This window comes from Limnobacter sp. MED105, from assembly GCF_000170915.1.
Classification (GTDB): domain Bacteria; phylum Pseudomonadota; class Gammaproteobacteria; order Burkholderiales; family Burkholderiaceae_B; genus Limnobacter.
In genome coordinates, this window is record NZ_ABCT01000001.1 from 510,504 (window position 1) to 534,192 (window position 23,689).

Sequence of the window (23,689 nt, forward strand, 5' to 3'; positions counted from 1 at the left end):
GCGAGAAGTCATGTCGTTTGCACTAGAGCTGAGCTCGGTATCCAAATATTTTGGTGAATTCCGTTCCTTGAACAATGTGTCGCTCACAGTTCAGGAAGGGGAGTTTTTCGCTTTGCTTGGCCCCAATGGCGCCGGCAAAACCACACTGATCAATATTATTGCTGGTCTTAGCCGAGCCAGCACGGGCACAGCCAAGGTCATGGGTTTTGACGTGGTGGGTCAGTTTCGAGATGCTCGGCGAAGCATCGGCATCGTGCCCCAAGAACTTGTTTTTGATCCGTTTTTCTCAGTGCGTGAAACTCTGCGTTTTCAGTCGGGCTATTTTGGCTTGAAAAAGAATGACGACTGGATTGACGAACTATTGCATTCGCTAAGCCTGATGGACAAGGCCGACAACAACATGCGTACCCTGTCGGGCGGTATGAAGCGTCGCGTGATGGTGGCTCAGGCTCTGGTTCACAAGCCGCCAGTGATTGTGTTGGACGAGCCAACAGCGGGAGTTGACGTAGAATTGCGCCAAACCTTGTGGAAATTCATTGCTGGTCTGAACCAAAAGGGACACACAATTCTGCTGACTACGCATTACCTTGAAGAAGCAGAAACCCTGTGCAACCGAATCGCCATGTTGAAAAAGGGCGAAGTGCTGACCGTGGACACCACCCCCAACCTTTTGAAAAAGCATGCCAATCAAACGCTAAACATGCAACTGAACGGCGTATTGCCAGCGGGCCTGCAAGCCAGGGTGTTGAAGGCCAATGTGAGCGAGGGGCGCTACACGCTCGCGTTGAACGGCCCTGCAGAGATAGAGCAAATACTGGCTCAATGCCGCAAAGATCACCTGGATGTTTTGGAGTGCAGCATTGAAAAACCTGATCTTGAAGAAGTATTTGTGCAACTAATGAGTGGGGGTTCCAAATGACTGGTTGGCAAACCCTGTTCAAGAAAGAAATCCTGCGCTTCTGGAAGGTCAGTTTTCAAACCGTATTGGCCCCGGTGGTTACAGCTTTGCTGTATCTCATGATTTTTTCACATGTACTGGATGGCAAGGTAGAGCCTTATCCCGGCGTTAGTTACGCCGCCTTTCTGGTGCCTGGTTTGGTCATGATGTCGGTGCTTCAGAATGCGTTTGCGAATTCGTCGTCCAGCCTGATCCAGTCAAAAATTACCGGCAACCTGGTGTTTGTGTTGTTGCCGCCATTGTCCCATTTCGAGTTTTTCTCGGCATACGTGCTGGCTTCCATGGCTCGCGGCATTGCTGTGGGTCTGGGCGTGTTGCTGGTCACTGTGGCCTTTGTTGGCCTGCATGTGTATAACCCGGTCTGGATTCTCGTGCACGCCCTGGTGGGCTCAGCCTTGTTGGGTACCATGGGGGTAATTGCCGGTATTTGGGCTGAAAAATTCGACCAGCTGGCGGCCTTCCAGAACTTCATCATCATGCCAGCCACCTTTTTGTCGGGTGTGTTTTATTCCATCCACTCCTTGCCGACGGTGTGGCAAACAGTGTCGCATTTCAATCCGTTTTTCTACCTCATAGACGGTTTTCGCTATGGTTTTTTCGGCGTCAGCGATGTCAGCCCCTGGTTCAGCTTGGCCATCGGCCTGTTTGCCTGGGCTGTTTTGACCGTAATTGCGATGCGCATGGTGACCTCTGGTTACAAATTGAGGGGATAATAGTGCTGTTGAATCAAAAGGATAGGAAAAATCATGTTGTTGCCTGAAACCGTTCGCGGCTATATTGCGCAGGGCTTGGAATGCGAACACCTCACCGTGTCTGGTGACGGTCAGCATTTTGAGGCGGTCATCGTGGCCAGTGCATTCGAAGGATTGCGCGCCATTCAGCGCCATCAAAAAGTGTATGCAGTACTGGGTGACAGAATGCGTGCTGAAATTCACGCCTTGTCTATGAAAACATTGACGCCCGCTGAGTGGGCTCAACAACAAGCGTAAAAAGGACTGCCATTTAATGGATTCATTTTTGGTTCGTGGCGGAAAGCCGCTTCACGGAGAAGTGTCGATTTCTGGTGCGAAGAATGCGGCCTTGCCCATTTTGTGCGCAAGTTTGCTGACCGCTGAGCCAGTCACCATCACCAACGTGCCGCGCCTGCGCGACATCAACACCTGCCTGCGCTTGCTGGGCTCTATGGGCGTTCAGTGTTTTTGGCATGGAGAGAACCAGTTGGCCCTGCGGGCCGAAGAAATTTCCGAGCCGATCGCCAGCTACGATCTTGTGAAAACAATGCGCGCCAGTATTTTGGTGTTGGGTCCCTTGGTGGCACGCTTTGGCGAGGCCAGCGTGAGCTTGCCGGGTGGCTGTGCAATCGGGCAGCGCCCAGTCGATCAGCACATCAAAGGCCTTCAGGCCATGGGTGCCGAAATCACCATTGAAAAGGGCTACATTCACGCCAAAGCCAAGCGTTTGAAGGGTGCGCGCATTGTGACCGACATGGTGACTGTGACCGGTACCGAGAACCTCATGATGGCGGCGGCTTTGGCCGATGGAACAACCATCATTGAAAACGCGGCCCGTGAACCCGAAGTGGTGGACCTGGCGAACATGCTGGTCAAAATGGGCGCGAAAATTGAAGGCATTGGCACCGATACCATTACCGTGCACGGCGTTGAAAAGTTACATGGTTGCGAATACCAGGTAATGCCTGACCGCATTGAGGCGGGTACGTTTTTGTGTGCTGTTGCTGCCTGCGGTGGCAACATAACCTTGAACAACACCGATGCTGACAGCATGGACGCAACCATTGAAAAGTTGCGTACAGCGGGCGTAAGCATTGAAGTGGACGGCACAAAGATTCACGCCAGCATGAATACACGCCCCAAGGCAGTGGGCGCACGCACGGCACCATTTCCAGGCTTTGCAACCGACATGCAGGCGCAGCTGATGGCAGTGAACTGTGTGGCCGATGGCACGGCGGTGGTCAATGAAACCATTTTTGAGAACCGTTTCATGCATGTTCAGGAAATGGTTCGCCTAGGTGCAAACATTGAAATTGAAGGCCACACGGCAATCATCAAAGGTGTGGAGCGACTCGACGGTGCCACCGTCATGGCCACCGACCTGCGCGCCTCGGCGGGCCTGGTGATTGCAGGCCTTGCAGCCAGCGACGAAACACGGATTGACCGTATTTATCACCTGGATCGCGGGTATGACAGAATGGAAGAAAAGCTGCGCAAACTCGGCGCAGACGTCACGAGAGTAGCGGAATGATTACATTGGCCCTGTCCAAGGGACGTATTTTTGAAGAAACCCTGCCCTTACTGGAAAAGGCGGGCATTGTGCCGTCTGAAGATCCTGAAAAATCGCGAAAGTTGATCATTGGGACCAACCGTGCTGATGTGCAAATCATCATCGTGCGTGCAACCGATGTCCCCACCTATGTGCAGCATGGTGCGGCCGATCTGGGCGTGGCCGGAAAAGACGTACTGATTGAACATTCCGGTGCTGGCTTGTATCAACCGCTGGATTTGAACATTGCCAAATGTCGGCTCTGTGTTGCAGCTCCTGAAGGCTTCGACTATGCCAGCGCGGTGAAGCAGGGTGCACGCTTGCGAATTGCCACCAAGTATGTGAACAGCGCCCGCGAGCACTTTGCCAACCGTGGTGTGCATGTAGACCTGATCAAACTTTACGGTTCTATGGAACTGGCCCCGCTTGTGGGCTTGGCCGACGCCATTGTCGATTTGGTCAGCACCGGCTCCACCTTGCGTGCCAACAAGCTTGTTGAGGTTGAGGAAATTTGCGAAATATCTTCCCGTTTGGTTGTGAACCAGGCGGCATTGAAAATGAAGTACGAGGCTTTGCAGCCTATTCTGGATGTGTTCACCCAAGCAGTAGCCTGAAATTTTAAAGGTAGTAAAAAATGTCTTCCCAAATTCGTCGATTGTCTACAGAAGATGCCAACTTTGCCGAGCAGTTCCGTGCATTGCTCGCCTATGAAGAACAACGCGATCCCCATGTGGAAGGCGCAGTGGCAGACATTATTCATGCAGTGCGAAAGCGCGGCGATGAAGCCCTGCTGGAGTTCACGGAGAAGTTTGATCGGGTGAAGGTCGGTAGTGCCGCAGAACTTGAAATTGGCCAGGAAGAGTTGAAGCATGCCTTCGATACACTCGATTCGGCCCAGCGCGATGCTTTGAAAGTAGCAGCCCAGCGCGTGCGTGCATTTCACGAGCGCCAGGTGGCAGAAAGCTGGGAGTTCACCGAGGCCGATGGCACTCGCCTAGGGCAACGCGTGACACCGCTGGATCGTGCCGGTTTGTATGTGCCCGGTGGCAAAGCAGCCTACCCCTCTTCGGTACTCATGAATGCAGTGCCGGCCAAAGTGGCGGGTGTGAAAGAAGTGATCATGGTAGTGCCTACTCCCAGTGGCGTGAAAAACCAGATGGTATTGGCTGCTGCCCACCTGGCTGGCGTCGACCGCGTGTTCACTATCGGTGGCGCGCAAGCTGTGGCAGCCTTGGCCTACGGCACACAAACCGTGCCGCGCGTAGACAAAATTGTGGGCCCTGGCAATGCCTATGTGGCTGAAGCCAAGCGCCGTGTATTCGGTGCCGTTGGCATTGACATGATTGCGGGCCCCTCAGAAATCCTGGTGATCTGCGATGGCAGCACCAACGCCGACTGGATCGCCATGGACCTGTTCAGTCAGGCTGAACACGATGAAATGGCGCAGTCCATTTTGTTAAGCCCAAGCAAGGAATTTCTTGATCAAGTGCAGGCCAGCATCAAGCGCCTGATGGACTCCATGCCCCGTGCCACTGTGATTGCCACATCGCTGAAAAACCGAGGCGCCCTGATTCAGGTGCGTGACATGGACGAGGCCTGCGAACTGAGCAATCAAATTGCGCCCGAACACCTTGAACTGAGTGTGCAAGACCCCGACGCCTGGGTTGGGAAGTTGCGCCACGCCGGTGCCATTTTCATGGGCCCTTACAGCAGCGAATCGCTGGGCGATTATTGCGCAGGCCCCAACCACGTGTTGCCCACTGCGGGCACCGCGCGCTTTAGCTCGCCCTTGGGTGTGTACGATTTCCAGAAACGCAGCAGCATTATTTTTGCCAGCCGCGAAGGTGCCAGCACCTTGGGTGAAGTGGCCGCAGAGTTGGCCTATGGAGAAGGCCTGCCGGCACACGCGCGCTCTGCAGAGTATCGCGTTGGTCCGAAATTCAGAAAGGTAGACTAAGCGCACCATGAGCCTACTTCAAAAAACAATTCGCGCTGATGTGCAGGCCACCAGTGCTTACGTGGTGGCTCCTTCGGCCGGCATGTTGAAACTCGACGCCATGGAGAACCCCCAGGGCATGCCTGCGACTTTGCTGGATGCGCTTGCCGAGAAGTTGAAAGCAGCCGAGCTAAACCGATACCCCGCACCCAAGGCCCTTGAGCTGGAGGTTGCCTTGCGCGCCTGCACGGCCATTCCAAAAGCGGCCCATGTGCTGTTTGGCAATGGCTCTGACGAACTGATCGACCTGATTATTCGCGCCTGCTGCATGCCCGGCGATGCAGTGCTTTCGCCAGTGCCCACCTTCGTGATGTATGCGGTGTACAGCCAGTGGAGCCATGCGCGTTTTGTGGGAGTCGACCTGAACCCCGACTTCACCTTGAACATGCCTGCCATGTTGAAAGCCATTTCCACAAATCAGCCCAAAGTGGTGTTTTTGGCTTATCCGAACAACCCCACTGGTGTGGCGCTGCGCGAAGCCGAAATTGTTCAAATCATTGAGGCCACGCCTGGCCTGGTGGTGGTGGATGAAGCGTATGAAGCTTTCGCCGATGCGTCGTTCATGGCCCGAGTGCTTGAATTTCCAAACGTATTGGTGCTGCGCACTTTCTCCAAGCTTGGCTTGGCAGGTGCCCGTTTGGGCTATGCCGTGGCCAGCCCCGCCTGGGTGGAACAAATTGACAAAGTACGCCCGCCCTACAATGTGAACGTGCTCACGCGGATTGCGGTGCAGTTTGCACTTGAGCATTTCGATGCTTTTGAGGCGCAAGCCAAACTGCTGCGCGAACAGCGCGATGTGCTTACCGAGTCACTGAAAAACCTGAAAACACCCAATGGCGACGTTGAAGTGTTTGATTCTTACGCCAATTTCGTACTTTTCCGTATCCCGAATGCGCTTGAGGTCTTTGATGCCCTGAAAAACAAGGGTATCTTGGTGAAATACGTGGGCAAAGCCCACCCCTTGTTGCAAAACTGCTTGCGCGTTACCGTGAGCACTGAGCAAGAGAATCAGCAGTTTTTGGTGGCTGTTCAACAATCCATCGACGAAGTGGCCACAAAAGCCGCATAACTTTTTAGACAATCATGAGAACCGCAGAAGTTACCCGCAATACCCTGGAAACCCAGATCACCGTGAAAATCAATCTGGACGGTACAGGCGAACGCCACCTCGACACGGGCGTGCCATTTTTGGACCACATGCTGGAACAAATCTCGCGCCACGGCCTGTTCGACCTTCACATCGTGGCCAAGGGTGACCTGCACATTGATGCTCACCACACCGTGGAAGACACGGGCATTACCTTGGGTATGGCATTCACGAAAGCCCTGGGCGACAAAAAAGGAATCGTGCGTTACGGCCACAGCTATGTGCCGCTGGACGAAGCCCTGTCGCGCGTGGTGATTGACCTCTCGGGGCGCCCCGGTCTGCATCAGGATATTCCGTTCACACGTGCCAGCATTGGCTCATTTGATGTCGATTTGGTGTTTGAATTTTTCCAGGGTTTTGTAAACCATGCCCTGTGCACCTTGCACATTGACAACCTGAAGGGTGTGAACTCACACCACCAGTGCGAAACTGTGTTCAAGGCGTTTGGCCGTGCCTTGCGCATGGCAGTTGCGATTGATGAGCGTCAACAGGGTGCCATTCCCAGTACCAAAGGTGCTTTGTGAGTCTAGTTGCCGTTGTTGATTACGGCATGGGCAACCTGCGTTCGGTGGCCCAGGCCTTGCAACATGTAAAGCTTGAAAATCAGGAAATCCAAATCACCGACGACCCCGCCTTGATTGACCGGGCCAGCCGGGTTGTGCTGCCTGGGCAGGGTGCCATGCCAGACTGCATGAAAGCACTTCGGGAATCGGGCTTGATGGAAGCCGTGTACCGCGCTGCCGAATCAAAGCCCTTGTTTGGTGTGTGTGTTGGCGAACAAATGATGATGGAACGCAGCGCTGAAGGGCCTGCTGAATGTCTTTCCCTGTTTCCGGGTGATGTTGTGAAGTTTGATCCCCGCCTGACTGTGGAATGTGGCCTGAAGGTGCCGCACATGGGTTGGAACCAGGTGAACCAGCGCACCCAGCACCCCATGTGGGCCGGCATTGAAGACGGTGCATGGTTCTATTTTGTGCACAGCTATCATGTCAACCCCGTCAATCCGGACCATGTTGCGGGTGAAACAGACTACGGCGTTCGCTTTACCTGCGCCATCGCACGGGATAACATCTTTGCAACACAGTTTCATCCTGAAAAAAGTGCTGAGGACGGCTTAAGGCTGTACTCCAACTTTTTAAGATGGAACCCCTGAGTTTTTACCGATTATTTTTTCCACTCACTTGAATAGTTAACAACACAGTCTCATGTTACTCATTCCAGCAATCGACCTGAAAGACGGTCAGTGTGTTCGCCTGAAGCAAGGCAATATGGACGATGCCACCATTTTCTCGGCAGATCCGGTCGAAATGGCCATGAAATGGGTTGAAAGTGGCGCGCGCCGCTTGCACCTGGTCGATTTGAATGGCGCGATTGCGGGCAAACCCGTGAACGAGGGTGTCATTATTGACATTCTGGATGCTGTGGGTGGTGCCATTCCGGTGCAGTTGGGTGGTGGTATTCGTGACCTCGATACGATTGAGCGTTACCTGGACGATGGCCTGAGCTACGTCATTATTGGTACGGCGGCCGTAAAGAATCCCGGTTTTCTCCACGATGCCTGCGGCGCATTTCCCGGCCAGATTATCGTTGGTCTGGATGCCAAGGAAGGCAAAGTGGCCACCGACGGCTGGAGCAAAATTTCCGGTCATGATGTGGTTGATCTGGCCAAGAAATATGAAGGCTATGGCGTAGAGGCCATTATTTACACCGACATTGGCCGTGACGGCATGTTGGGCGGTGTCAACATTGAAGCCACGGTTCGCCTGGCCAATGCCCTGACCATTCCGGTGATCGCCTCGGGCGGCATTACCAATCTGGATGATGTGAAGCAACTGTGTGCGGTTGAGCACGAGGGTGTGATGGGTGCCATTTGTGGCCGCTCCATCTACGAAGGTACGCTTGATTTCGCCAAGGGCCAGTCCCTGGCCGATGAATTGAACGGAAAGTCCTACTAATGCTTGCAAGCCGTATCATTCCCTGCCTGGATGTAACCGCAGGTCGGGTGGTCAAAGGCGTCAACTTTGTGGAACTGCGCGATGCGGGTGACCCCGTGGAAATTGCTCGTCGTTACGATGAACAAGGCGCAGACGAACTGACCTTTCTGGACATCACGGCATCGTCTGATGACCGTGACCTGATTCTGCATGTGATAGAGGCGGTGGCCAGTCAGGTGTTTATTCCCTTGACTGTGGGCGGCGGTGTGCGCAAGGTGGAAGACGTGCGCAGGCTTCTGAACGCAGGTGCTGACAAAATCAGTATCAACACCTCGGCAGTCACCAATCCCGAATTGGTCGGTGAAGCTGCCACCAAGTATGGTTCCCAGTGCATTGTCGTGGCCATCGATGCCAAGGCGAAAAGCAATGGCGAGCCAGGCTGGGAGGTGTATACCCACGGCGGTCGAAAGCCCACGGGGCTTGATGCTGTTGAATGGGCGCGCAAAATGCAGGCCTTGGGTGCTGGCGAATTGCTGTTGACCAGCATGGACCGTGACGGTACCAAAATTGGTTTCAACCTGGAATTAACCCGAGCTGTGTCAGATGCCGTTTCCATTCCCGTGATCGCCAGCGGTGGTGTGGGCAATCTCGACCATTTGGTGGATGGTGTGATCAAAGGCAAAGCCAGCGCTGTGCTGGCAGCCAGCATATTTCACTACGGCGAGTACACCGTGCAGCAGGCCAAGGCCCACATGGCCAAGGCCGGCATTACAGTTCGCTTGTAAAGGAGCGTTCTCAATGAGCAAGGATGTCGTAATCACCGGGAACTGGCTGGACAGCGTCAGCTTTGATGACAAGGGCTTGGTGAACGTGGTTGCACAAGATCACATCAGCAAACGCGTGTTGATGGTCGCCTGGATGAACCGAGAGGCGCTGGAAATAACTGCCAGTACAGGCTTTGCAACGTATTTTTCACGTTCGCGCGGTAAACTGTGGCACAAAGGTGAGGAATCGGGCAACCAGCAGAAGGTCAAGGAAATTCGCCTGGATTGTGATGGCGATGTGCTGGTGCTGATGGTGGAACAGGTAGGCGGTATTGCTTGCCACACAGGCCGTGAAAGCTGCTTTTACTATGCGCTGGAAGGTGTGCCGGGTGAAAAGCCCGGTTGGGTTGCCAAAGACCCTGTGCTGAAAAACCCTTCCGACATGTACGGCAAAAAATAAGGAATGAACACGCATGGCTGACCTTGAAAAAGCGTCTGGAGATTTGCTCGAGCGTTTGACGAAAGTTCTTGAAGAACGCAAGCAAGCCAGTCCTGAGCAATCTTATGTGGCCAAGTTGCACCACAAAGGGCAAGATGCGATCCTGAAAAAGATCGGCGAGGAGTCTTGCGAATTGGTGATGGCGTCCAAGGATCAGGACCCAGCCAAGGTGATCGCTGAAACAGCCGATTTGTGGTTTCACAGCCTTGTATTGCTGGGCTGGCACGGTTTGACCGCCGCCGATGTACTGGCAGAGCTGGATCGCCGTATGGGTTTGTCAGGTTTGGTTGAGAAGGCCAATCGGCCCCAGTAAATACACGGGAAAAGGACAAGACATGTCAGATTGCATTTTTTGCAAGATTGTCGCTGGGGAAATCCCTAGCAGAAAAGTATATGAAGACGAGGATATCCTCGCGTTTCACGACATCAAGCCAGCTGCGCCAGTGCACTTTCTGATTATTCCGAAAAAGCACATTCCCACGCTGGCTGATGCCACTGAAGAAGACATTCCCGTGATGGGAAAAATAATGACCATTGCGGGGCAATTGGCCAAGCAAGAAGGGTGTCACGACGGGTTTCGAACCATCGTGAACACTGGAAGGGTAGGTTGCCAAGAGGTGTATCATGTTCATGTGCACATTCTTGGCGGTGATAAACCATTGGGCGTCATGCTGGGCATGCCAGCCTTGTAACTGATCAAGATACAGACACAAACTAGGAGTAAGTCATGGGTTCATTTAGCATTTGGCACTGGGTGATTGTGCTGGTTATCGTGATGTTGGTGTTCGGCACCAAGAAGTTGCGCAACATCGGCTCCGATCTCGGTGGCGCAGTGAAAGGCTTCAAGCAGGGCATGAAAGAAGGCGGCTCGGATGAAGAGCAAAACACGACGAAACTGGCCGACGACAGCAACAAAAAGTCTGACACCATTGACGTAGAAGCCAAAGAGAAATCTTCCAGCTAATTTCCCCTTTTTGCGGCGCGCAGCATGTTCGACATTGCTTTCTCGGAAATGCTTATCATTGCAGTGATCGCGCTGCTGGTGATAGGCCCTGAAAAACTGCCCAAGGTGGCCAAAACAGTGGGTCACTTGTTGGGCAAGGCCCAGCGTTACGTCAGTGACGTGAAGTCTGAAATTAACCGGGAAATGGAAATTGACGAGCTGCGCAAGTTGCAGGCAGAAATGCAGACCGCAGCCCGCAAGATGGAAGGCGATGTGCAGTCAACCATTCGAGACACCGAGGCGGACTTGAACAAGTCTGTGAAGTCGATCGAAGATGACATTGCCGAACTGGAAGCCAGCAAGCCCGCATCAACAGCACCACAAACCACCACTCAGGCCAGTGTGACCAAGGCTGAAGAGTCGTCGGCATCCGCGCAGTCTGCGGGGCCTGCCCCCAAGGCAGAAGCCAAATAACAAGGTGCAATTGGAATGAGTCAGCAAGAAAATTTTGTCAGTCACCTGGTCGAGCTCCGAGACAGGCTTTTGCGTGGCGTGATTGGTTTCATCATTGTGTTTGTCGCATTGATGGCCTATCCAGGCGCCGCTTTCATTTTCGATCTTCTGGCGCAGCCCATTCAAAGCGCGTTGCCCGAAGGCACCAAAATGATCGCCACGGGCGTGATCACCCCATTCATGGTGCCGGTCAAGTTGACCGCCATGGTTGCCTTCGTGATTTCACTGCCGATTCTGTTGTATCAGGCCTGGGCTTTTGTAGCGCCGGGGCTTTATCAGCACGAGAAAAAAATGGCGCTGCCCATTATTTTCTCAAGCACTGTGCTGTTTCTGATCGGGATCGCATTTTGTCATTTCATTGTGTTTGGCAAGGTGTTTGCATTCATCAATGATTTCGCGCCGCAAAGCATCACGCCCGCTCCAGACATTGAGGCTTACATGAGCTTTGTGCTGACCATGTTCATGGCTTTCGGTATGACCTTCGAGGTGCCCATCGTGGTGGTGGTGCTGGTGTATCTGGGTATAGTGACTGTTGAAAAACTCGTTGAAATTCGTGGGTACGTGATTGTGGCCGCTTTTGTGATCGCCGCAATCGTGACGCCGCCCGATGTGATGTCCCAGCTGTTCCTGGCCATACCGATCTGTATTTTGTACGAAGTTGGAATATTGTTCGCCAAACTAATTGGTAAACAGCGACAACAGATTGTTGAGTAAACTGATGTCGTCTGAATAAAAAAAGCCCGCTGATGTACGGGCTTTTTTTATCGCTTGATGAAATCACCTGGTTTGGGTCGCACACCAATTTCGATATTCAAGGTTTCGTTTTTGCCATCCCGAAGCAACTCAACTGACTTTTTCTCGCCCGGCGCATAGGCTGCGATCAGGTTGAGCATTTGAGTGGTATCAGAAATCTTTTGACCGTCAAGTTTCAGCAAAATATCGCCCACCTTCAGACCAGCCTTGTCGGCTGGGCCGTCTTTTACAATGCCGGCAATAATCACACCGTCTTTCTGCGGCAGGTTAAAAGCCGTGGCCAGTTCTTCCGTGATGTTCTGTTGTTCCACGCCGATGTAACCCCGCGTGACCGTGCCAGTGCGAACAATCTGGTTTAACACGCCTTGTACTGTTTTGGCGGGGATTGCAAAGCCAATGCCCAATGATCCACCGGAGCGGCTGTAAATGGCGGTGTTGATGCCCAGCAGGTTGCCAGCCGTGTCGACGAGCGCGCCACCTGAATTTCCAGGGTTAATGGCCGCATCGGTCTGGATGAAGTTTTCAAACGTATTGATGCCCACCTTGTTGCGCCCAAGTGCGCTGACAATGCCCATGGTCACTGTTTGACCCACGCCGAACGGGTTGCCCATGGCCAGCACCACATCGCCCACCTTCACGGTTTCTTCGGCGGCAAATTTCAGGCTCGGCAAGTTATCAAGTTTGATTCGGAGCACAGCCAGATCAGTTTCTGGGTCGGTTCCGACAAGCTCCGCTTTGGTGGTTCGTCCATCGTTCAGGCTGACCTCGATTTCGTCGGCTGCTTCAACCACATGCTGGTTGGTTACAATCAAGCCGTCGCTGTTCACAATGACACCCGAACCCAGGCTGGATGCTTGTTCTTCTTCCTCAAACTGCTCCTCAAGTTCATCGCCGAAGAATTTCCGGATTTCCGGATCTTCAAAAAACGGGTGTTTGGGTAGGTTGCTTGCGCGTTTGCTGGTAAAAATATTTACCACGGCTGGCATGGCGGTGTCCACGGCGTGCCTGTAGCCAGCTACACCTTCAGGCTGGGCGGTTTGGTACGCCGGCTTTTGCAGCCAGTTGGGTACCCACTCTGGGCGCAGTACTTCGGTGATGAAATACAATGCAAGAAGTACGGTTAAGGCTTGAGCAAAAGTCAGCCAGAGTTTTTTTAACATATCAAGAATGCAGGGGTGCGCCGTTGGCTTCAGTGGATCGGAATGTACTGGAACATGATTTGCGGGAATTGCTGGATCAGGCTCGCATGTCAGATTATTGCCCAAATGGACTGCAGTTGGAAGGCAAGCCCCGTATTCAGCGGCTGCTGACAGGTGTAACCGCTTCGAGGGCGCTGATTGAACTGGCGGCGGAGCTGAATGCCGATGCAATTTTGGTGCACCACGGTTTGATGTGGAAAGGTGACCCCCAAGTGGTCACCGGGTTTCGCAAAGAACGTCTGCAGTTGGCGCTGGCGCATGATTTGAACGTGTTTGCTTACCACTTGCCGCTGGACAAACATCCTGAGTTGGGCAACAACGCTCAATTGGGCAACATGTTGGGTTGGCCGAGCACCCGTGTGGTGGGCGACAAGGGTTTGGTGCACTTGGGCGTGTTGCCTACGCCCCAGCCCTTGAGTGCACTGGTTCGGCAGGTAAGCGATGTATTGGGTCACCATGTGCAAGTGGAAGGCAATAGCGACCCCGAACGCAGCGTGGCTACGGTGGCCTGGTGCACTGGCGGGGCACCAGGTTATGTGGAAGAAGCAGCCTTGCAGGGTGCCGATTTATACCTGACGGGTGAGTTATCCGAGCCTGCTGTGCATGTGGCCCGTGAATGCAACGTCAGCTTGTTGGGTGCGGGCCACCACGCCACGGAGCGCTGCGGTGTGAAGGCCTTGGGCGAGTGGATTGCGCAGCGGTATGGCATCGAAGTGATGTTCCGTGATTTGTTTGTCGCGGTTTAGATGTTTTCTAATGTATGGCCACATTTTGGCTGTGCTTGATTGTCAATTGGACGAAATGTCCTCAAAACTGTTCCTTGTTTAAACCGTGCTAGGGTACAATCTCCGGTTGCATGGATCACTGGATTTTACTTTCGGGGTTATTTTGATGAGCAATAATCAACCTGTAGACAAAGAACGTCGCGTATGGATGATCGCTTGCGGCGCAGCGGGTGGTGTGGCGGCTGCGGCAACTGGTGGCGCGTTTCTGACTTCAATGGCACCCTCCGAGCGCGCGAAAGCAGCCGGTGCGCCCGTTGAGCTTGATATTTCTGGCATGCAGCCAGGTGACATGAAAACTGTCGAATGGCGCGGAAAGCCCGTTTGGGTAGTTCGTCGCGATCCAGCGATGCTCGAAGCCTTGCCCGAGTTGAATGATCAATTGGCCGACCCCAACTCTGAACGAAGCCCCGACCAGCTAACACCTGAGTACGCACGCAACATTCATCGCTCAATCAAACCCGAATACCTGGTGGCGGTTGGTATTTGCTCACACCTGGGTTGCTCGCCTTCTGCCCGTTTTGAACCTGGCCCCCAGCCTAGCCTGCCTGATGACTGGCAAGGCGGTTTCTTCTGTCCCTGTCACGGCTCAACGTTTGACCTGGCCGGCCGCGTTTACGCTGGCAAGCCTGCTCCGGACAACCTGGAAGTGCCCCCCCACAAATATTTGTCAGACACCAAGTTGTTGATCGGTGTAGACGAGAACAACGCCTGACATCTGAGAGCGAGGAGTAGTAATTATGGCGGCAGACAAAAAAGTCGAAACAACAGGCGTGTTGGGCTGGATTGACCAGCGCTTTCCCCTGACCTCGACCTACAAAGCGCATTTGTCCGAGTACTATGCGCCCAAGAACTTCAACTTCTGGTATTTCTTTGGCTCACTGGCTTTGCTGGTGTTGGTCATCCAGATCGTGACCGGTATTTTCCTGGTCATGCACTACAAACCAGACGCGGCAAAAGCTTTCCAGTCTGTTGAGTACATCATGCGTGATGTGCCTTGGGGCTGGCTGGTGCGTTACATGCACTCGACAGGCGCTTCCATGTTCTTCGTGGTGGTTTACCTGCACATGATGCGAGGCTTGTTGTACGGTTCATACCGCAAACCCCGTGAACTGATCTGGATTTTCGGTGTTGCCATTTTCCTGTGCCTGATGGCTGAGGCGTTCTTTGGCTATTTGCTCCCTTGGGGTCAGATGAGCTACTGGGGTGCGCAGGTAATCGTGAACCTGTTCTCCGCAATTCCTGTGATTGGCCCTGATTTGGCCATCTGGATTCGTGGTGACTATGTGGTTTCCGATGCAACCTTGAACCGTTTCTTCTCTTTCCACGTGATCGCCATCCCATTGGTGCTGCTGGGTCTGGTTGCTGCTCACCTGGTTGCTTTGCATGAAGTGGGCTCGAACAACCCTGACGGCGTTGAAATCAAGGAAAAGAAGGACGCCAACGGCAAGCCTTTGGACGGCATTCCGTTCCACCCCTACTACACCGTGCACGACATTCTGGGTGTGGGCGTATTCCTGATGGTGTTTTCAGCCATTGTGTTTTTCGCGCCAGAAATGGGTGGTTACTTCCTGGAATACAACAACTTCATTCCAGCTGACCCATTGAAGACGCCAGCGCACATTGCACCTGTTTGGTATTTCACACCGTTCTACTCCATCCTGCGCGCTATCACATTCCCGTTCCTGGGTCTGGATGCGAAGTTCTGGGGTGTGGTGGCCATGGGTGGTGCGGTTGTTATCCTGTTCTTCCTGCCATGGCTGGACAAGAGCAAGGTCAAGTCAATCCGCTATCGTCCAGCGCTGCACAAGTGGATTTACGCTGTGTTCGTAATCAACTTCATCGTGTTGGGTTATCTGGGTGTGAAGCCACCATCAGACATTGGTCAAATCGTGTCGCAGATTGGTACCTTGTACTACTTCCTGTTCTTCCTGGCGATGCCATGGTGGTCAAAGCTGGGCACATTCAAGCCCGTGCCCGACCGTGTTGTGTTTGAAGCGCACTGAGCCCGACTGGACAAGATAAGGACTAGATGATGAAAAAACTACTGGCTTTGTTGGCGCTTGTTCCTTCACTGGTTTTCGGTGCGGGCAGTAATTACCCACTGGATACGGCGCCTGACTTGACGAACGACCTGGCTGCGCTTCAACGTGGCGCCAAGTTGTTCTCCAACTATTGTTTGAATTGCCACTCTGCTGAAAGCATGCGTTACAACCGCTTGCGAGACATTGGTTTGACCGATGAGCAGATCAAGGAAAACCTGATGTTTGCGACCGACAACGTCGGCGACACCATGAACATTTCAATGGATCCAAAAGATGCCAAGAAGTGGTTTGGTGCCGCGCCTCCAGATTTGTCGCTGATTGCACGTTCGCGTGCTTCTGCAAATGGTCCTGGCGCTGATTACATCTATACCTACCTGCGTACTTATTACCGTGATCCTTCCAAGCCAACTGGCTGGAACAACATGGCTTTCCCGAATGTGGGCATGCCTCATGTGTTGTGGGAATTACAGGGTGAGCAGGTTGCGAAGTACGAAGAGGTGCCTGCCGGCTATGGCAAGGAAGGTACAGTTCAGCAGTTTGTTGGCTTTGAATTGGCCAAGCCCGGTACCATGACCCAGGTTGAATACGACCAGGCCATGGCCGATCTCACCAGTTTTCTGGTGTTTATGGCCGAGCCTGTGCGCGAAGACCGCTTCAAGTTGGGTGTAATCGTGCTGTTGTTCTTTGGCGTGTTTACCATTTTTGCGTGGCGCTTGAACGCCGCTTACTGGAAAGACATCAAGTAAGCTTTTTGGCTTAATCATGTACAGGCTGGGGTGTTTGCTCGCCCCGGCCATTTTTTGTTTTGGGATGACAACATTATGATGGTTCTTTACTCTGGAACGACCTGCCCGTTTTCTCAGCGTTGCCGGTTCGTTTTGCATGAAAAAGGCATGGATTTCGAGATCAAGGACATTGACTTGTTCAATCGGCCTGACGACATCAGTGTGATGAACCCCTATAGCCAGGTGCCAATTCTGGTTGAACGTGATTTGATTTTGTACGAGTCAAACATCATCAATGAGTACATTGATGAACGCTTCCCTCATCCCCAGTTGATGCCTGCAGACCCAGTGATGCGTGCACGTACTCGCTTGTTCCTGTTCAATTTTGAGCGTGAGCTGTTTCAACACGTGAGCGTGTTGGAAAAAGCTGGTAACCCCAAGGCCATGGACAAAGCGAAGTCGGCGATTCGTGAGCAGCTCACCCAGCTGGCACCTGTGTTTCTTAAAAGTAAATACATGCTGGGCGAAGACTTTTCGATGCTGGATGTGGCGTTGGCCCCATTGTTGTGGCGGTTGGAGCACTACGGTATTGAACTGCCGAAGTCTGCTGCGCCACTGATGAAGTATGCGGAACGTATTTTCGCGAAGCCAGCCTTTATTGATGCATTGACACCTTCCGAGAAGGTGATGCGTCGTTAATTGGATGCTCGCTGAGCAGGCATCCAGACACGTCGAGGAAAAAGCAGTGACTGAAGTATCCACAAAGCCGTATTTGATTCGAGCCATTCATGAATGGTGCGTCGACAATGGCTACACGCCTTACCTTGCCGTGGCTGTGAATGAGAAAACCCAGGTGCCGAAAGAGTTTGTGAAGGCCGGGGAGATCGTTTTGAATACGTCTCCTTTGGCCACCAACAAATTGAGTCTCGGTAACTCTGCGGTTGAGTTCGAAGCCCGTTTTGGCGGCGTAGTTCGTGAAATTTTTGTACCCATTGAACAAATTAGTGCAATCTATGCGCGTGAAAACGGGCATGGCATGGCTTTTGAAGTACTGAAGCCCTTGGCAGAAATTGAGGGTGATGGAAACGAGGCTGTGCAGTTCATTCTTGATGAAGAGGATGAGCCTGTTTCATCTGATCCTGATGACAAACCGGCAGGTTTGCGTTCAGTTTCGGGTGCTTCTGAAGACCCGCAGCCTTTGTCTGTGGCTAAATCAGATAAATCTGATGAAAAAACACCAAAAAAACCCGGGCAGAAGAAAAAAAATCATCTGACTCGAGTAAAATAGCGCTTCTCTTAAGTGCCGCTTTAGCTCAGTTGGTAGAGCAACCGCCTTGTAAGCGGTAGGTCGTCAGTTCGAATCCGACAAGCGGCACCATTCTTCTCCCGGTCTCTCGGGAAGTCATCTAAATTATTTTCTGTCGAACTCGTGATGATGCGTCTTGTGCTGGCGTCTATTGCCAATTCGACGTGGGTTACTTGTGCTCCACAGGGCCGGTGAGTTGGGAGCCAAACTTGAATGGTCACCGCTGCCCGAAAACTTGGCATTTCGGCTTGTCGGCTTGAGCCTGCACTAAGCCAAGGCGCGATCGTTAGTCTCGACGCGCCAAGCCGGCAAGTTTTCTGACTGGTCATCGTCCGACCCATTGCAAGTTCAGCTCCGAGTCACCGCTGGCGCAACGCCCAGTCGGCGGCGGTGTTTCGATCGCCTCGCCTTCAAGAAAACCTGCCCGTTTGAATTCACCCGCCACGGTCGGCCATGGGCCGGCACCGAGACTCGGCTCGCCCTTTTGCCGAGCGAGGTGAGTCAGGGTGAATATCAAAAAGGGAAAATCAGGTTTTCTGGCGAGAGATTGAAACCCAAGCCGATTGGGCAGTTAACGCACCGCGAGAGATCGGAGCCCAAGCCGGTTGAGCTTAAACCCTTTACACTGTGCGCATCGAATTCAACGCAGCAAGCCACCTATGCCAAAACTCAAGAAGAATCCTTTAGATGCCCTCGAGCTGAAACCAGGCCAGTCAATTGACCTGTTGAAGGCGCTGCACATTGTGACGCGTGAAGGCGGCATTAACCAGGACAGCAGAAGGAAGCTGAAGCAGGTTTACCACCTGACTCATTTTATCGAGCCTTTGATCGACGAAGTTCGCAAAGCCAATGACGGAGGTTTGTACCTCGTAGATCATGGTGCAGGCAAATCGTATCTTGGGTTTATTTTGTATGACCTGTATATCAAGCAAAACCGGGAAGGGGCTGTGGTGGCTGGTGTGGAAACCCGACAAGAGTTGGTGGACAAGTCCAATACACTGGCCAAACAGCTTGGTTTTGATGCAGGCATGCAGTTTATTAATTTGCCAGTGGCACAAGCCACAGAACACCCCGACTTGCCTGAAACAGTTGATATTGTGACTGCGCTTCACGCTTGCAACACGGCTACAGATGATGCGATTTCATTTGGCTTGAAAAAACAGGCGAAGTTTATGGCCTTGGTACCGTGTTGTCAGGCCGAGGTGGCCACACACCTGCGCAAGAACAAAGCCAGCCAACTTGGTAAAACCAGTTTGGTGGAAATGTGGCGCCACCCGCTTCACACCCGTGAATTTGGCAGTCAGCTAACGAATGTGTTGCGTTGCTTGCAACTGGAGGCGCATGGCTACCAGGTGACTGTCACGGAGTTGGTGGGTTGGGAGCACTCGATGAAGAATGAGTTGATTATTGCGAAGAAACACCAGCGATCGAATCCAAAGGCGGCACAACGTTTGCGCGACATGCTGCTTGAGCTGGGGCTGGATGGTGAGGAAGGATTGCAGCAGCGCTTTCATGTGCCTGCGTAGGCTATACCGCTTTAACTGCTGCTTTTAAGTCCCTGCCATTCATTGCGCTGCACATTGGGCAAACCCAGCAGTTGCAGGGCATGTTGGGCGGTGTCTGTGACCATGGCGTCGATGCTGCTTGGGCGCTGATACAGTGCAGGCACCGGTGGCATCACAATGCCGCCCATTTCTGTCACGCTGACCATGTTGCGAAGATGCGCCAAATTCAGCGGTGTCTCGCGGGGTAGCAACACCAGACGGCGCCGTTCTTTCAACACCACATCGGCGGCACGGGTAATCAGATTGTTCGACAAGCCATGTGCCACGGCGGCCAGGGTGTGCATGGAGCAGGGCGCAATGACCATACCTGCGGACGGGTAAGATCCGCTGGCAATGCAGTTGCCCACTTGCTTGGGCGAGTGCACCACATGGGCTTTGGCTTCAATTTCTTCTTTGCTCAAGTCGCTTTCACTGGCCAGGGTAAGCCAGCCTGAAGACGACACCACCAGATGCACTTCTGTGTCGCCGCGCGCGCGCAGCAAGTCGAGAATTTTCAAACCGTACAAAGCGCCACTGGCACCTGTAATGGCGACGGTGATGGACTGCTTGAACTGGTGGGAGAGGGTGCTGCTCAAGATGGTATGCCTGGAAGTGGCCGCACGATGATTGGTGCGGCCTGTTTCATGATTTATTCAGACTTGGTGGACGCATTGGCGGCGGCAATCAGTGCCTTCAATTCGCCGCTTTGGTACATCTCGGTCATGATGTCGCAACCACCCAAAAATTCGCCATTCACGTAAAGCTGTGGAATGGTAGGCCAGTTGGCATATTCTTTGATGCCTTGGCGAATTTCGGGGTCGTCCAGCACGTTCACTGTGACTACTTTTTCAGCTTCGCAGGCTTTCAGGATTTGAATGGCGCGACCAGAAAACCCGCACATGGGGAACTGGGCAGTTCCTTTCATGAACAAAACCACGGGGTGGCTGGTGACGGTTTCGTGAATGGAATCGCGAACGCTCATAAAAACTTCCTTTCAATTGGATGGATTGCTACAACCCTGTAGTGTAATGGATGTGGGTATAAAACGCTCGTTTTCAATACGGGCGAATACAAAACGCGGTGTACCGGCCAGGTCGGGCAGGCCTTGAACATCCACATAAGGCGCTTTGGAAAACAGGGCTTTCACGGCCTCTTGCTGTGTGTGGCCATGCTCAACCAGCACGCCGCCACCTGCGCGCAGCAGGCTCGGGCTGTGTTGGGCAATTTCACGGTAAAAGTGCAGGCCATCGCCCCCGTCGGTCAAGGCTTGTTGGGGCTCGAAACGCAGATCGCCTTGGGAAAGATGTTCATCCCCCAGTTCAATGTAGGGCGGATTGCTGCAAATCAGGTCGAACGCCAGTGGGGGTGTTTGATTCAATAGATTCTCGAAGAGATCGGATTGAAGAAAGCGGATGTTTTTCGCACCCAATTCGTTGGCGTTGAATTGAGCCACCCACAATGCGTCTGCAGAAATGTCGGTGGCGGTGACTTCAAGAATGGGATTTTCAAGCGCCAGTGACACGGCAATGGCGCCGCTGCCGCAACCAATGTCGAGCACCCGGGTGAGCAGATTTTCTGTGGATTTGCTCTGCAAAAAACCAAGGGCGTGCTCCACAAGTTCTTCGGTCTCCGGGCGGGGTATTAATACCCGGGGGTCGACAAAGAACGGGCGTGAATAGAATTCTTTTTGTTGTACCAGGTAGGCGATGGGTTCGCCTTGCTGCCTTTTGGCGGCCAGTGACTTGAAGGCACTGAGCTGATCCATGGGCAATTCCCGGTTGCCTTTGGTGACCAGGCCCACGCGATCAAAACCCGTGATGTGGGTCATCAAAATACGCAGTTCACTGGGCGCAAGCCCGGTTTCTTCACGTGTTTGCTGCAACACCGATTCAATGGTGGGCTTGGGCAGTGTGCTCATTCTTTGGCTGTAATTTCGGCCAGCAGTTCGGCTTCGTGAAATGCGGTCAGGCCGTTCATCAGGTCGGTCAAGTCTCCATCCATGATGTAGTCGAGTTTGTACAGGGTCAAGTTGATTCGGTGGTCGGTCATTCGCCCCTGCGGGAAGTTGTAGGTTCGAATACGTTCAGAACGGTCGCCTGAACCCACGAGGCTGCGGCGTTCGCTGGCCTCGGCGGCCTGGCGTTCACGGTCAATTTTGTCTTGAAGGCGTACGTTCAACACCTTCATGGCTTTGGCCTTGTTTTTGTGTTGGCTGCGTTCGTCCTGGCATTCAACCACCAGGCCTGTGGGCAAGTGGGTAATGCGCACGGCCGAATCGGTTTTGTTGATGTGTTGGCCACCTGCGCCGCTGGCGCGGTAGGTGTCAATTCGCAAATCGGCAGGGTTGATTTCGATCACTTCGGCTTCGTCGGGTTCGGCCATCACGGCCACGGTGCAGGCGGAGGTGTGTATGCGCCCCTGGCTTTCCGTGGCTGGTACGCGCTGCACACGGTGCCCCCCCGATTCAAACTTCAGGTGCTTGTACACGTGGTCACCGGCAAGGCGAATGATGACTTCTTTGTAGCCCCCCAGTTCCGATTCACTGGCACTCATGACTTCAATTTGCCAACCCTGCCGCTCGGCGTAGCGGGTGTACATGCGAAACAGGTCGCCTGCGAACAATGCAGACTCATCGCCGCCCGTACCGGCGCGAATTTCAAGCATGGCGTTGCGGTGGTCGTTGGGGTCTTTGGGGAGCAGCAGGCGTTGAAGATCGGCTTCGAGTTGCGCAAGTTTCGCTTCATTTTGCGCAATTTCCTCGCGGGCCATGTCGCGCATGTCGGGGTCGGAAAGCCATTCTTGTGCAGTGTTGAGGTCTGCCTCTATGCTCAGGTATTCTGCAAAGCGCTCGGTGGCGGGCAGCAGTTCGGAGCGTTCACGTGTGATGGCCTTGAACTGCGCCATGTCATTGGCTGCGTTTTGGGACGACAAAAATTCTTCAAGGTCGGCAAGGCGCTCGGCAAGGCGCGTTAGCCGGTTCCGCATGCTGTCTTTCATCTATTTGTCGGTGTTTTTAATGTTGAATAGCTGTGGGAGCCACTTTAACAGGGCTTCCCGTTCGGCTGGGCTGGCGTGGTGTAGCGCCTGCATGGGGCCGTGCATGAATTTTGCGCTCATGCGGTGGGCCATCAGTTGCAGTACGTCGTCGGCAGGTGTGCCCTTGGCCAGTTGCTTGCGGGCATGGTCCAGTTCAAGCTGCGCGATGTCGTCGGCTTTCTGGTGAATTTCCTGAATGGTGGGCACCAGTGAGCGTTCGCTCATCCAGCGCATGAAGCCCTGGACCTGCGATTCGATGATGGCCTCGGCCTGTTCAACAGCAGCGGCCCGTTGCTCACGGCCTTCCTGCACAATTTGGCTGAGGTCGTCGACGGAGTACAGAAACACGTCGTCGAGTTTGCTGACTTGCGCTTCGATGTCGCGAGGTACCGCGAGGTCGAGCATGAAAATGGGTTCGTGTTTGCGTTTTTTGCAGGCGGCTTCAACCATGCCCAGGCCAATGATTGGCAGGGTGCTGGCGGTGCAGGATATGACAATGTCGGATTTCGCGAGTTGTTCTGGAACCTGGGCCAGACCGATGACGCTGGCGCCGTGCGTTTGAGCCAATTGGTTGGCGCGATCTGCGCTGCGGTTTGCAATGGTGATGCTTTTCGGATTCTGGGCGGCGAAGTGTGTGGCGCACAGTTGAATCATTTCACCAGCGCCGATAAACAGCACATTGCGTTTTCCAAGGTCGCCGAAAATTCGGCTGGCCAGTTTTACGGCTGCGGAGGCCATGGACACCGAGTGGGCACCAATTTCCGTGTGTGAGCGTACTTCTTTGGCGACCGAGAAGGTGCGTTGAAACAGTTGGTGCAGCATTTGACCCAGCGTGCCGGCTTCTTCGGCGGTGCGTGCAGCCTGCTTCATTTGACCCAGAATTTGTGCTTCGCCCAGCACCATGGAATCCAGGCCACTGGCCACGCGGAATGCATGGCGGACCACTTCCTGCTGGGGAAGAATGTACAGGTGAGGGCCTAGTTCGGTGGTGGGAATGTTGCGGTTGACAGCCAGCCATTCAAGCAGATCGGTTTTCAGCTGCTCAATATTGCTGGCTGCGCAATACACTTCAGTGCGGTTGCAGGTGGAAAGAATGGCCGCTTCAGGGGCCTGAACACGCTGTGCCAGTGCGCGCAATGCCTCTTGCAATTGCTCGGCCGGAAACGCCAAACGCTCGCGTAGTGCGAGCGGTGCGGATTGATAATTCAGGCCGACTGCGAAAAGCTCCATAATACCTACTGGGCGGAAAACCCTTCATTATAACC

The 23,689-nt window shown here is 53.5% G+C and carries 30 protein-coding genes and 1 tRNA gene; 25 read left to right on the forward strand and 6 right to left on the reverse strand.

Annotated features, from left to right (window positions below; translation table 11 throughout):
• The first annotated feature begins 10 nt into the window (after positions 1 to 10).
• Genes LMED105_RS02440 through tatC form a run of 17 tightly spaced genes read left to right on the forward strand, consistent with a single transcriptional unit; the run spans position 11 to position 11,748 of the window.
• A complete protein-coding gene (locus LMED105_RS02440) occupies positions 11 to 919 on the forward strand; it encodes an ABC transporter ATP-binding protein (protein ID WP_008247874.1) in 909 nt (302 codons plus the stop codon).
• Positions 916 to 1,671, forward strand: coding sequence for an ABC transporter permease (locus tag LMED105_RS02445; protein ID WP_008247875.1), 756 nt, complete (start codon positions 916 to 918; stop codon positions 1,669 to 1,671). The genes LMED105_RS02440 and LMED105_RS02445 overlap by 4 nt, the downstream gene beginning before the upstream one ends.
• 33 nt (positions 1,672 to 1,704) lie before the next feature.
• Positions 1,705 to 1,947 (forward strand): BolA family protein, encoded by a 243-nt coding sequence (locus tag LMED105_RS02450; protein ID WP_008247876.1) that lies wholly within the window; start codon positions 1,705 to 1,707, stop codon positions 1,945 to 1,947.
• Positions 1,948 to 1,963: 16 nt separating this feature from the next.
• Positions 1,964 to 3,220 carry a UDP-N-acetylglucosamine 1-carboxyvinyltransferase gene (gene murA / locus LMED105_RS02455; RefSeq protein ID WP_008247877.1) on the forward strand — a complete coding sequence of 419 codons (1,257 nt, stop codon included), beginning with the start codon at positions 1,964 to 1,966 and terminating at the stop codon, positions 3,218 to 3,220.
• Positions 3,217 to 3,852 (forward strand): ATP phosphoribosyltransferase, encoded by a 636-nt coding sequence (hisG, locus tag LMED105_RS02460; protein ID WP_008247881.1) that lies wholly within the window; start codon positions 3,217 to 3,219, stop codon positions 3,850 to 3,852. The genes murA and hisG overlap by 4 nt, the downstream gene beginning before the upstream one ends.
• 20 nt (positions 3,853 to 3,872) lie before the next feature.
• Complete coding sequence (hisD, locus tag LMED105_RS02465; protein ID WP_008247882.1) at positions 3,873 to 5,195, forward strand: histidinol dehydrogenase; 1,323 nt, start codon at positions 3,873 to 3,875, stop codon at positions 5,193 to 5,195.
• 7 nt (positions 5,196 to 5,202) lie between these two features.
• Positions 5,203 to 6,303, forward strand: a complete 1,101-nt coding sequence (hisC, locus tag LMED105_RS02470) for a histidinol-phosphate transaminase (RefSeq protein WP_008247883.1) — start codon at positions 5,203 to 5,205, stop codon at positions 6,301 to 6,303.
• Between the two features lie 14 nt (positions 6,304 to 6,317).
• Complete coding sequence (hisB, locus tag LMED105_RS02475) at positions 6,318 to 6,905, forward strand: imidazoleglycerol-phosphate dehydratase HisB (RefSeq protein ID WP_008247884.1); 588 nt, start codon at positions 6,318 to 6,320, stop codon at positions 6,903 to 6,905.
• Positions 6,902 to 7,534, forward strand: a complete 633-nt coding sequence (gene hisH / locus LMED105_RS02480) for an imidazole glycerol phosphate synthase subunit HisH (protein ID WP_040512077.1) — start codon at positions 6,902 to 6,904, stop codon at positions 7,532 to 7,534. The genes hisB and hisH overlap by 4 nt, the downstream gene beginning before the upstream one ends.
• Positions 7,535 to 7,586: 52 nt before the next feature.
• Complete coding sequence (gene hisA / locus LMED105_RS02485; protein WP_008247894.1) at positions 7,587 to 8,336, forward strand: 1-(5-phosphoribosyl)-5-[(5-phosphoribosylamino)methylideneamino]imidazole-4-carboxamide isomerase; 750 nt, start codon at positions 7,587 to 7,589, stop codon at positions 8,334 to 8,336.
• Positions 8,336 to 9,100 carry an imidazole glycerol phosphate synthase subunit HisF gene (gene hisF, locus LMED105_RS02490; protein ID WP_008247896.1) on the forward strand — a complete coding sequence of 255 codons (765 nt, stop codon included), beginning with the start codon at positions 8,336 to 8,338 and terminating at the stop codon, positions 9,098 to 9,100. Before hisA ends, hisF begins: the two co-directional genes overlap by 1 nt.
• Before the next feature lie 13 nt (positions 9,101 to 9,113).
• Positions 9,114 to 9,539 (forward strand): phosphoribosyl-AMP cyclohydrolase, encoded by a 426-nt coding sequence (hisI, locus tag LMED105_RS02495; protein WP_008247898.1) that lies wholly within the window; start codon positions 9,114 to 9,116, stop codon positions 9,537 to 9,539.
• Positions 9,540 to 9,552: 13 nt separating this feature from the next.
• Positions 9,553 to 9,891, forward strand: coding sequence for a phosphoribosyl-ATP diphosphatase (locus LMED105_RS02500; protein WP_008247900.1), 339 nt, complete (start codon positions 9,553 to 9,555; stop codon positions 9,889 to 9,891).
• A gap of 22 nt (positions 9,892 to 9,913) precedes the next feature.
• Positions 9,914 to 10,270: a histidine triad nucleotide-binding protein gene (locus LMED105_RS02505; protein WP_008247901.1), complete on the forward strand. Its 357-nt coding sequence runs from the start codon at positions 9,914 to 9,916 to the stop codon at positions 10,268 to 10,270.
• A gap of 35 nt (positions 10,271 to 10,305) precedes the next feature.
• Complete coding sequence (tatA, locus tag LMED105_RS02510; RefSeq protein WP_008247902.1) at positions 10,306 to 10,542, forward strand: Sec-independent protein translocase subunit TatA; 237 nt, start codon at positions 10,306 to 10,308, stop codon at positions 10,540 to 10,542.
• Between the two features lie 24 nt (positions 10,543 to 10,566).
• Entirely contained in the window at positions 10,567 to 10,995 is a 429-nt protein-coding gene (tatB, locus tag LMED105_RS02515) for a Sec-independent protein translocase protein TatB (protein WP_008247903.1), read from the forward strand.
• 15 nt (positions 10,996 to 11,010) lie between these two features.
• Complete coding sequence (gene tatC, locus LMED105_RS02520; protein ID WP_008247904.1) at positions 11,011 to 11,748, forward strand: twin-arginine translocase subunit TatC; 738 nt, start codon at positions 11,011 to 11,013, stop codon at positions 11,746 to 11,748.
• A 47-nt stretch (positions 11,749 to 11,795) separates the two neighbouring features.
• On the opposite strand, the gene LMED105_RS02525 is transcribed toward tatC, so the two are convergent.
• A complete protein-coding gene (locus LMED105_RS02525; RefSeq protein WP_008247905.1) occupies positions 11,796 to 12,947 on the reverse strand; it encodes a S1C family serine protease in 1,152 nt (383 codons plus the stop codon).
• A 32-nt stretch (positions 12,948 to 12,979) separates the two neighbouring features.
• Between LMED105_RS02525 and LMED105_RS02530 the strand changes: the two genes are divergently transcribed.
• The 8 genes from LMED105_RS02530 to LMED105_RS02565 all read left to right on the forward strand — a co-directional run bounded on the left by LMED105_RS02530 (position 12,980) and on the right by LMED105_RS02565 (position 19,370).
• Positions 12,980 to 13,732, forward strand: coding sequence for a Nif3-like dinuclear metal center hexameric protein (locus LMED105_RS02530; RefSeq protein ID WP_040512236.1), 753 nt, complete (start codon positions 12,980 to 12,982; stop codon positions 13,730 to 13,732).
• A 145-nt stretch (positions 13,733 to 13,877) separates the two neighbouring features.
• Complete coding sequence (petA, locus tag LMED105_RS02535) at positions 13,878 to 14,483, forward strand: ubiquinol-cytochrome c reductase iron-sulfur subunit (RefSeq protein WP_008247907.1); 606 nt, start codon at positions 13,878 to 13,880, stop codon at positions 14,481 to 14,483.
• Between the two features lie 25 nt (positions 14,484 to 14,508).
• On the forward strand, positions 14,509 to 15,774 hold the full coding sequence (locus tag LMED105_RS02540; RefSeq protein WP_008247908.1) for a cytochrome bc complex cytochrome b subunit: 1,266 nt from the start codon (positions 14,509 to 14,511) through the stop codon (positions 15,772 to 15,774).
• A 29-nt stretch (positions 15,775 to 15,803) separates the two neighbouring features.
• On the forward strand, positions 15,804 to 16,559 hold the full coding sequence (locus LMED105_RS02545) for a cytochrome c1 (protein ID WP_040512237.1): 756 nt from the start codon (positions 15,804 to 15,806) through the stop codon (positions 16,557 to 16,559).
• A gap of 75 nt (positions 16,560 to 16,634) precedes the next feature.
• Positions 16,635 to 17,237 carry a glutathione S-transferase N-terminal domain-containing protein gene (locus tag LMED105_RS02550; RefSeq protein ID WP_008247910.1) on the forward strand — a complete coding sequence of 201 codons (603 nt, stop codon included), beginning with the start codon at positions 16,635 to 16,637 and terminating at the stop codon, positions 17,235 to 17,237.
• A 46-nt stretch (positions 17,238 to 17,283) separates the two neighbouring features.
• A complete protein-coding gene (locus LMED105_RS02555) occupies positions 17,284 to 17,826 on the forward strand; it encodes a ClpXP protease specificity-enhancing factor (protein WP_040512238.1) in 543 nt (180 codons plus the stop codon).
• A 14-nt stretch (positions 17,827 to 17,840) separates the two neighbouring features.
• Positions 17,841 to 17,916, forward strand: a tRNA-Thr gene (locus LMED105_RS02560).
• Between the two features lie 587 nt (positions 17,917 to 18,503).
• A complete protein-coding gene (locus tag LMED105_RS02565; protein WP_008247913.1) occupies positions 18,504 to 19,370 on the forward strand; it encodes an SAM-dependent methyltransferase in 867 nt (288 codons plus the stop codon).
• An 11-nt stretch (positions 19,371 to 19,381) separates the two neighbouring features.
• Here the strand turns inward: LMED105_RS02565 and LMED105_RS02570 are convergent, their stop codons facing one another.
• From LMED105_RS02570 to hemA, 5 genes are read right to left on the reverse strand one after another with little or no spacing between them, the layout of a single operon-like run.
• Positions 19,382 to 19,984, reverse strand: a complete 603-nt coding sequence (locus tag LMED105_RS02570; protein WP_008247914.1) for a UbiX family flavin prenyltransferase — start codon at positions 19,982 to 19,984, stop codon at positions 19,382 to 19,384.
• A 53-nt stretch (positions 19,985 to 20,037) separates the two neighbouring features.
• Positions 20,038 to 20,370 (reverse strand): Grx4 family monothiol glutaredoxin, encoded by a 333-nt coding sequence (gene grxD / locus LMED105_RS02575; protein ID WP_008247916.1) that lies wholly within the window; start codon positions 20,368 to 20,370, stop codon positions 20,038 to 20,040.
• A gap of 12 nt (positions 20,371 to 20,382) precedes the next feature.
• Positions 20,383 to 21,306 (reverse strand): peptide chain release factor N(5)-glutamine methyltransferase, encoded by a 924-nt coding sequence (prmC, locus tag LMED105_RS02580; protein ID WP_008247917.1) that lies wholly within the window; start codon positions 21,304 to 21,306, stop codon positions 20,383 to 20,385.
• Complete coding sequence (prfA, locus tag LMED105_RS02585) at positions 21,303 to 22,385, reverse strand: peptide chain release factor 1 (RefSeq protein WP_008247918.1); 1,083 nt, start codon at positions 22,383 to 22,385, stop codon at positions 21,303 to 21,305. Before prfA ends, prmC begins: the two co-directional genes overlap by 4 nt.
• A complete protein-coding gene (hemA, locus tag LMED105_RS02590) occupies positions 22,386 to 23,654 on the reverse strand; it encodes a glutamyl-tRNA reductase (RefSeq protein ID WP_008247921.1) in 1,269 nt (422 codons plus the stop codon).
• Between the last annotated feature and the right edge of the window lie 35 nt (positions 23,655 to 23,689).

Excerpts from the sequence above, each read along its gene's own strand:
- LMED105_RS02440 (WP_008247874.1), top strand. The coding sequence starts at position 11 with ATGTCGTTTGCACTAGAGCTGAGCTCGGTATCCAAATATTTTGGTGAA.
- LMED105_RS02445 (WP_008247875.1), top strand. The coding sequence starts at position 916 with ATGACTGGTTGGCAAACCCTGTTCAAGAAAGAAATCCTGCGCTTCTGG.
- LMED105_RS02450 (WP_008247876.1), top strand. The coding sequence starts at position 1,705 with ATGTTGTTGCCTGAAACCGTTCGCGGCTATATTGCGCAGGGCTTGGAA.
- murA (WP_008247877.1), top strand. The coding sequence starts at position 1,964 with ATGGATTCATTTTTGGTTCGTGGCGGAAAGCCGCTTCACGGAGAAGTG.
- hisG (WP_008247881.1), top strand. The coding sequence starts at position 3,217 with ATGATTACATTGGCCCTGTCCAAGGGACGTATTTTTGAAGAAACCCTG.
- hisD (WP_008247882.1), top strand. The coding sequence starts at position 3,873 with ATGTCTTCCCAAATTCGTCGATTGTCTACAGAAGATGCCAACTTTGCC.
- hisC (WP_008247883.1), top strand. The coding sequence starts at position 5,203 with ATGAGCCTACTTCAAAAAACAATTCGCGCTGATGTGCAGGCCACCAGT.
- hisB (WP_008247884.1), top strand. The coding sequence starts at position 6,318 with ATGAGAACCGCAGAAGTTACCCGCAATACCCTGGAAACCCAGATCACC.
- hisA (WP_008247894.1), top strand. The coding sequence starts at position 7,587 with ATGTTACTCATTCCAGCAATCGACCTGAAAGACGGTCAGTGTGTTCGC.
- hisF (WP_008247896.1), top strand. The coding sequence starts at position 8,336 with ATGCTTGCAAGCCGTATCATTCCCTGCCTGGATGTAACCGCAGGTCGG.
- hisI (WP_008247898.1), top strand. The coding sequence starts at position 9,114 with ATGAGCAAGGATGTCGTAATCACCGGGAACTGGCTGGACAGCGTCAGC.
- LMED105_RS02500 (WP_008247900.1), top strand. The coding sequence starts at position 9,553 with ATGGCTGACCTTGAAAAAGCGTCTGGAGATTTGCTCGAGCGTTTGACG.
- LMED105_RS02505 (WP_008247901.1), top strand. The coding sequence starts at position 9,914 with ATGTCAGATTGCATTTTTTGCAAGATTGTCGCTGGGGAAATCCCTAGC.
- tatA (WP_008247902.1), top strand. The coding sequence starts at position 10,306 with ATGGGTTCATTTAGCATTTGGCACTGGGTGATTGTGCTGGTTATCGTG.
- tatB (WP_008247903.1), top strand. The coding sequence starts at position 10,567 with ATGTTCGACATTGCTTTCTCGGAAATGCTTATCATTGCAGTGATCGCG.
- tatC (WP_008247904.1), top strand. The coding sequence starts at position 11,011 with ATGAGTCAGCAAGAAAATTTTGTCAGTCACCTGGTCGAGCTCCGAGAC.
- LMED105_RS02525 (WP_008247905.1), bottom strand. The coding sequence starts at position 12,947 with ATGTTAAAAAAACTCTGGCTGACTTTTGCTCAAGCCTTAACCGTACTT.
- petA (WP_008247907.1), top strand. The coding sequence starts at position 13,878 with ATGAGCAATAATCAACCTGTAGACAAAGAACGTCGCGTATGGATGATC.
- LMED105_RS02540 (WP_008247908.1), top strand. The coding sequence starts at position 14,509 with ATGGCGGCAGACAAAAAAGTCGAAACAACAGGCGTGTTGGGCTGGATT.
- LMED105_RS02545 (WP_040512237.1), top strand. The coding sequence starts at position 15,804 with ATGAAAAAACTACTGGCTTTGTTGGCGCTTGTTCCTTCACTGGTTTTC.
- LMED105_RS02550 (WP_008247910.1), top strand. The coding sequence starts at position 16,635 with ATGATGGTTCTTTACTCTGGAACGACCTGCCCGTTTTCTCAGCGTTGC.
- LMED105_RS02565 (WP_008247913.1), top strand. The coding sequence starts at position 18,504 with ATGCCAAAACTCAAGAAGAATCCTTTAGATGCCCTCGAGCTGAAACCA.
- grxD (WP_008247916.1), bottom strand. The coding sequence starts at position 20,370 with ATGAGCGTTCGCGATTCCATTCACGAAACCGTCACCAGCCACCCCGTG.
- prmC (WP_008247917.1), bottom strand. The coding sequence starts at position 21,306 with ATGAGCACACTGCCCAAGCCCACCATTGAATCGGTGTTGCAGCAAACA.
- prfA (WP_008247918.1), bottom strand. The coding sequence starts at position 22,385 with ATGAAAGACAGCATGCGGAACCGGCTAACGCGCCTTGCCGAGCGCCTT.
- hemA (WP_008247921.1), bottom strand. The coding sequence starts at position 23,654 with ATGGAGCTTTTCGCAGTCGGCCTGAATTATCAATCCGCACCGCTCGCA.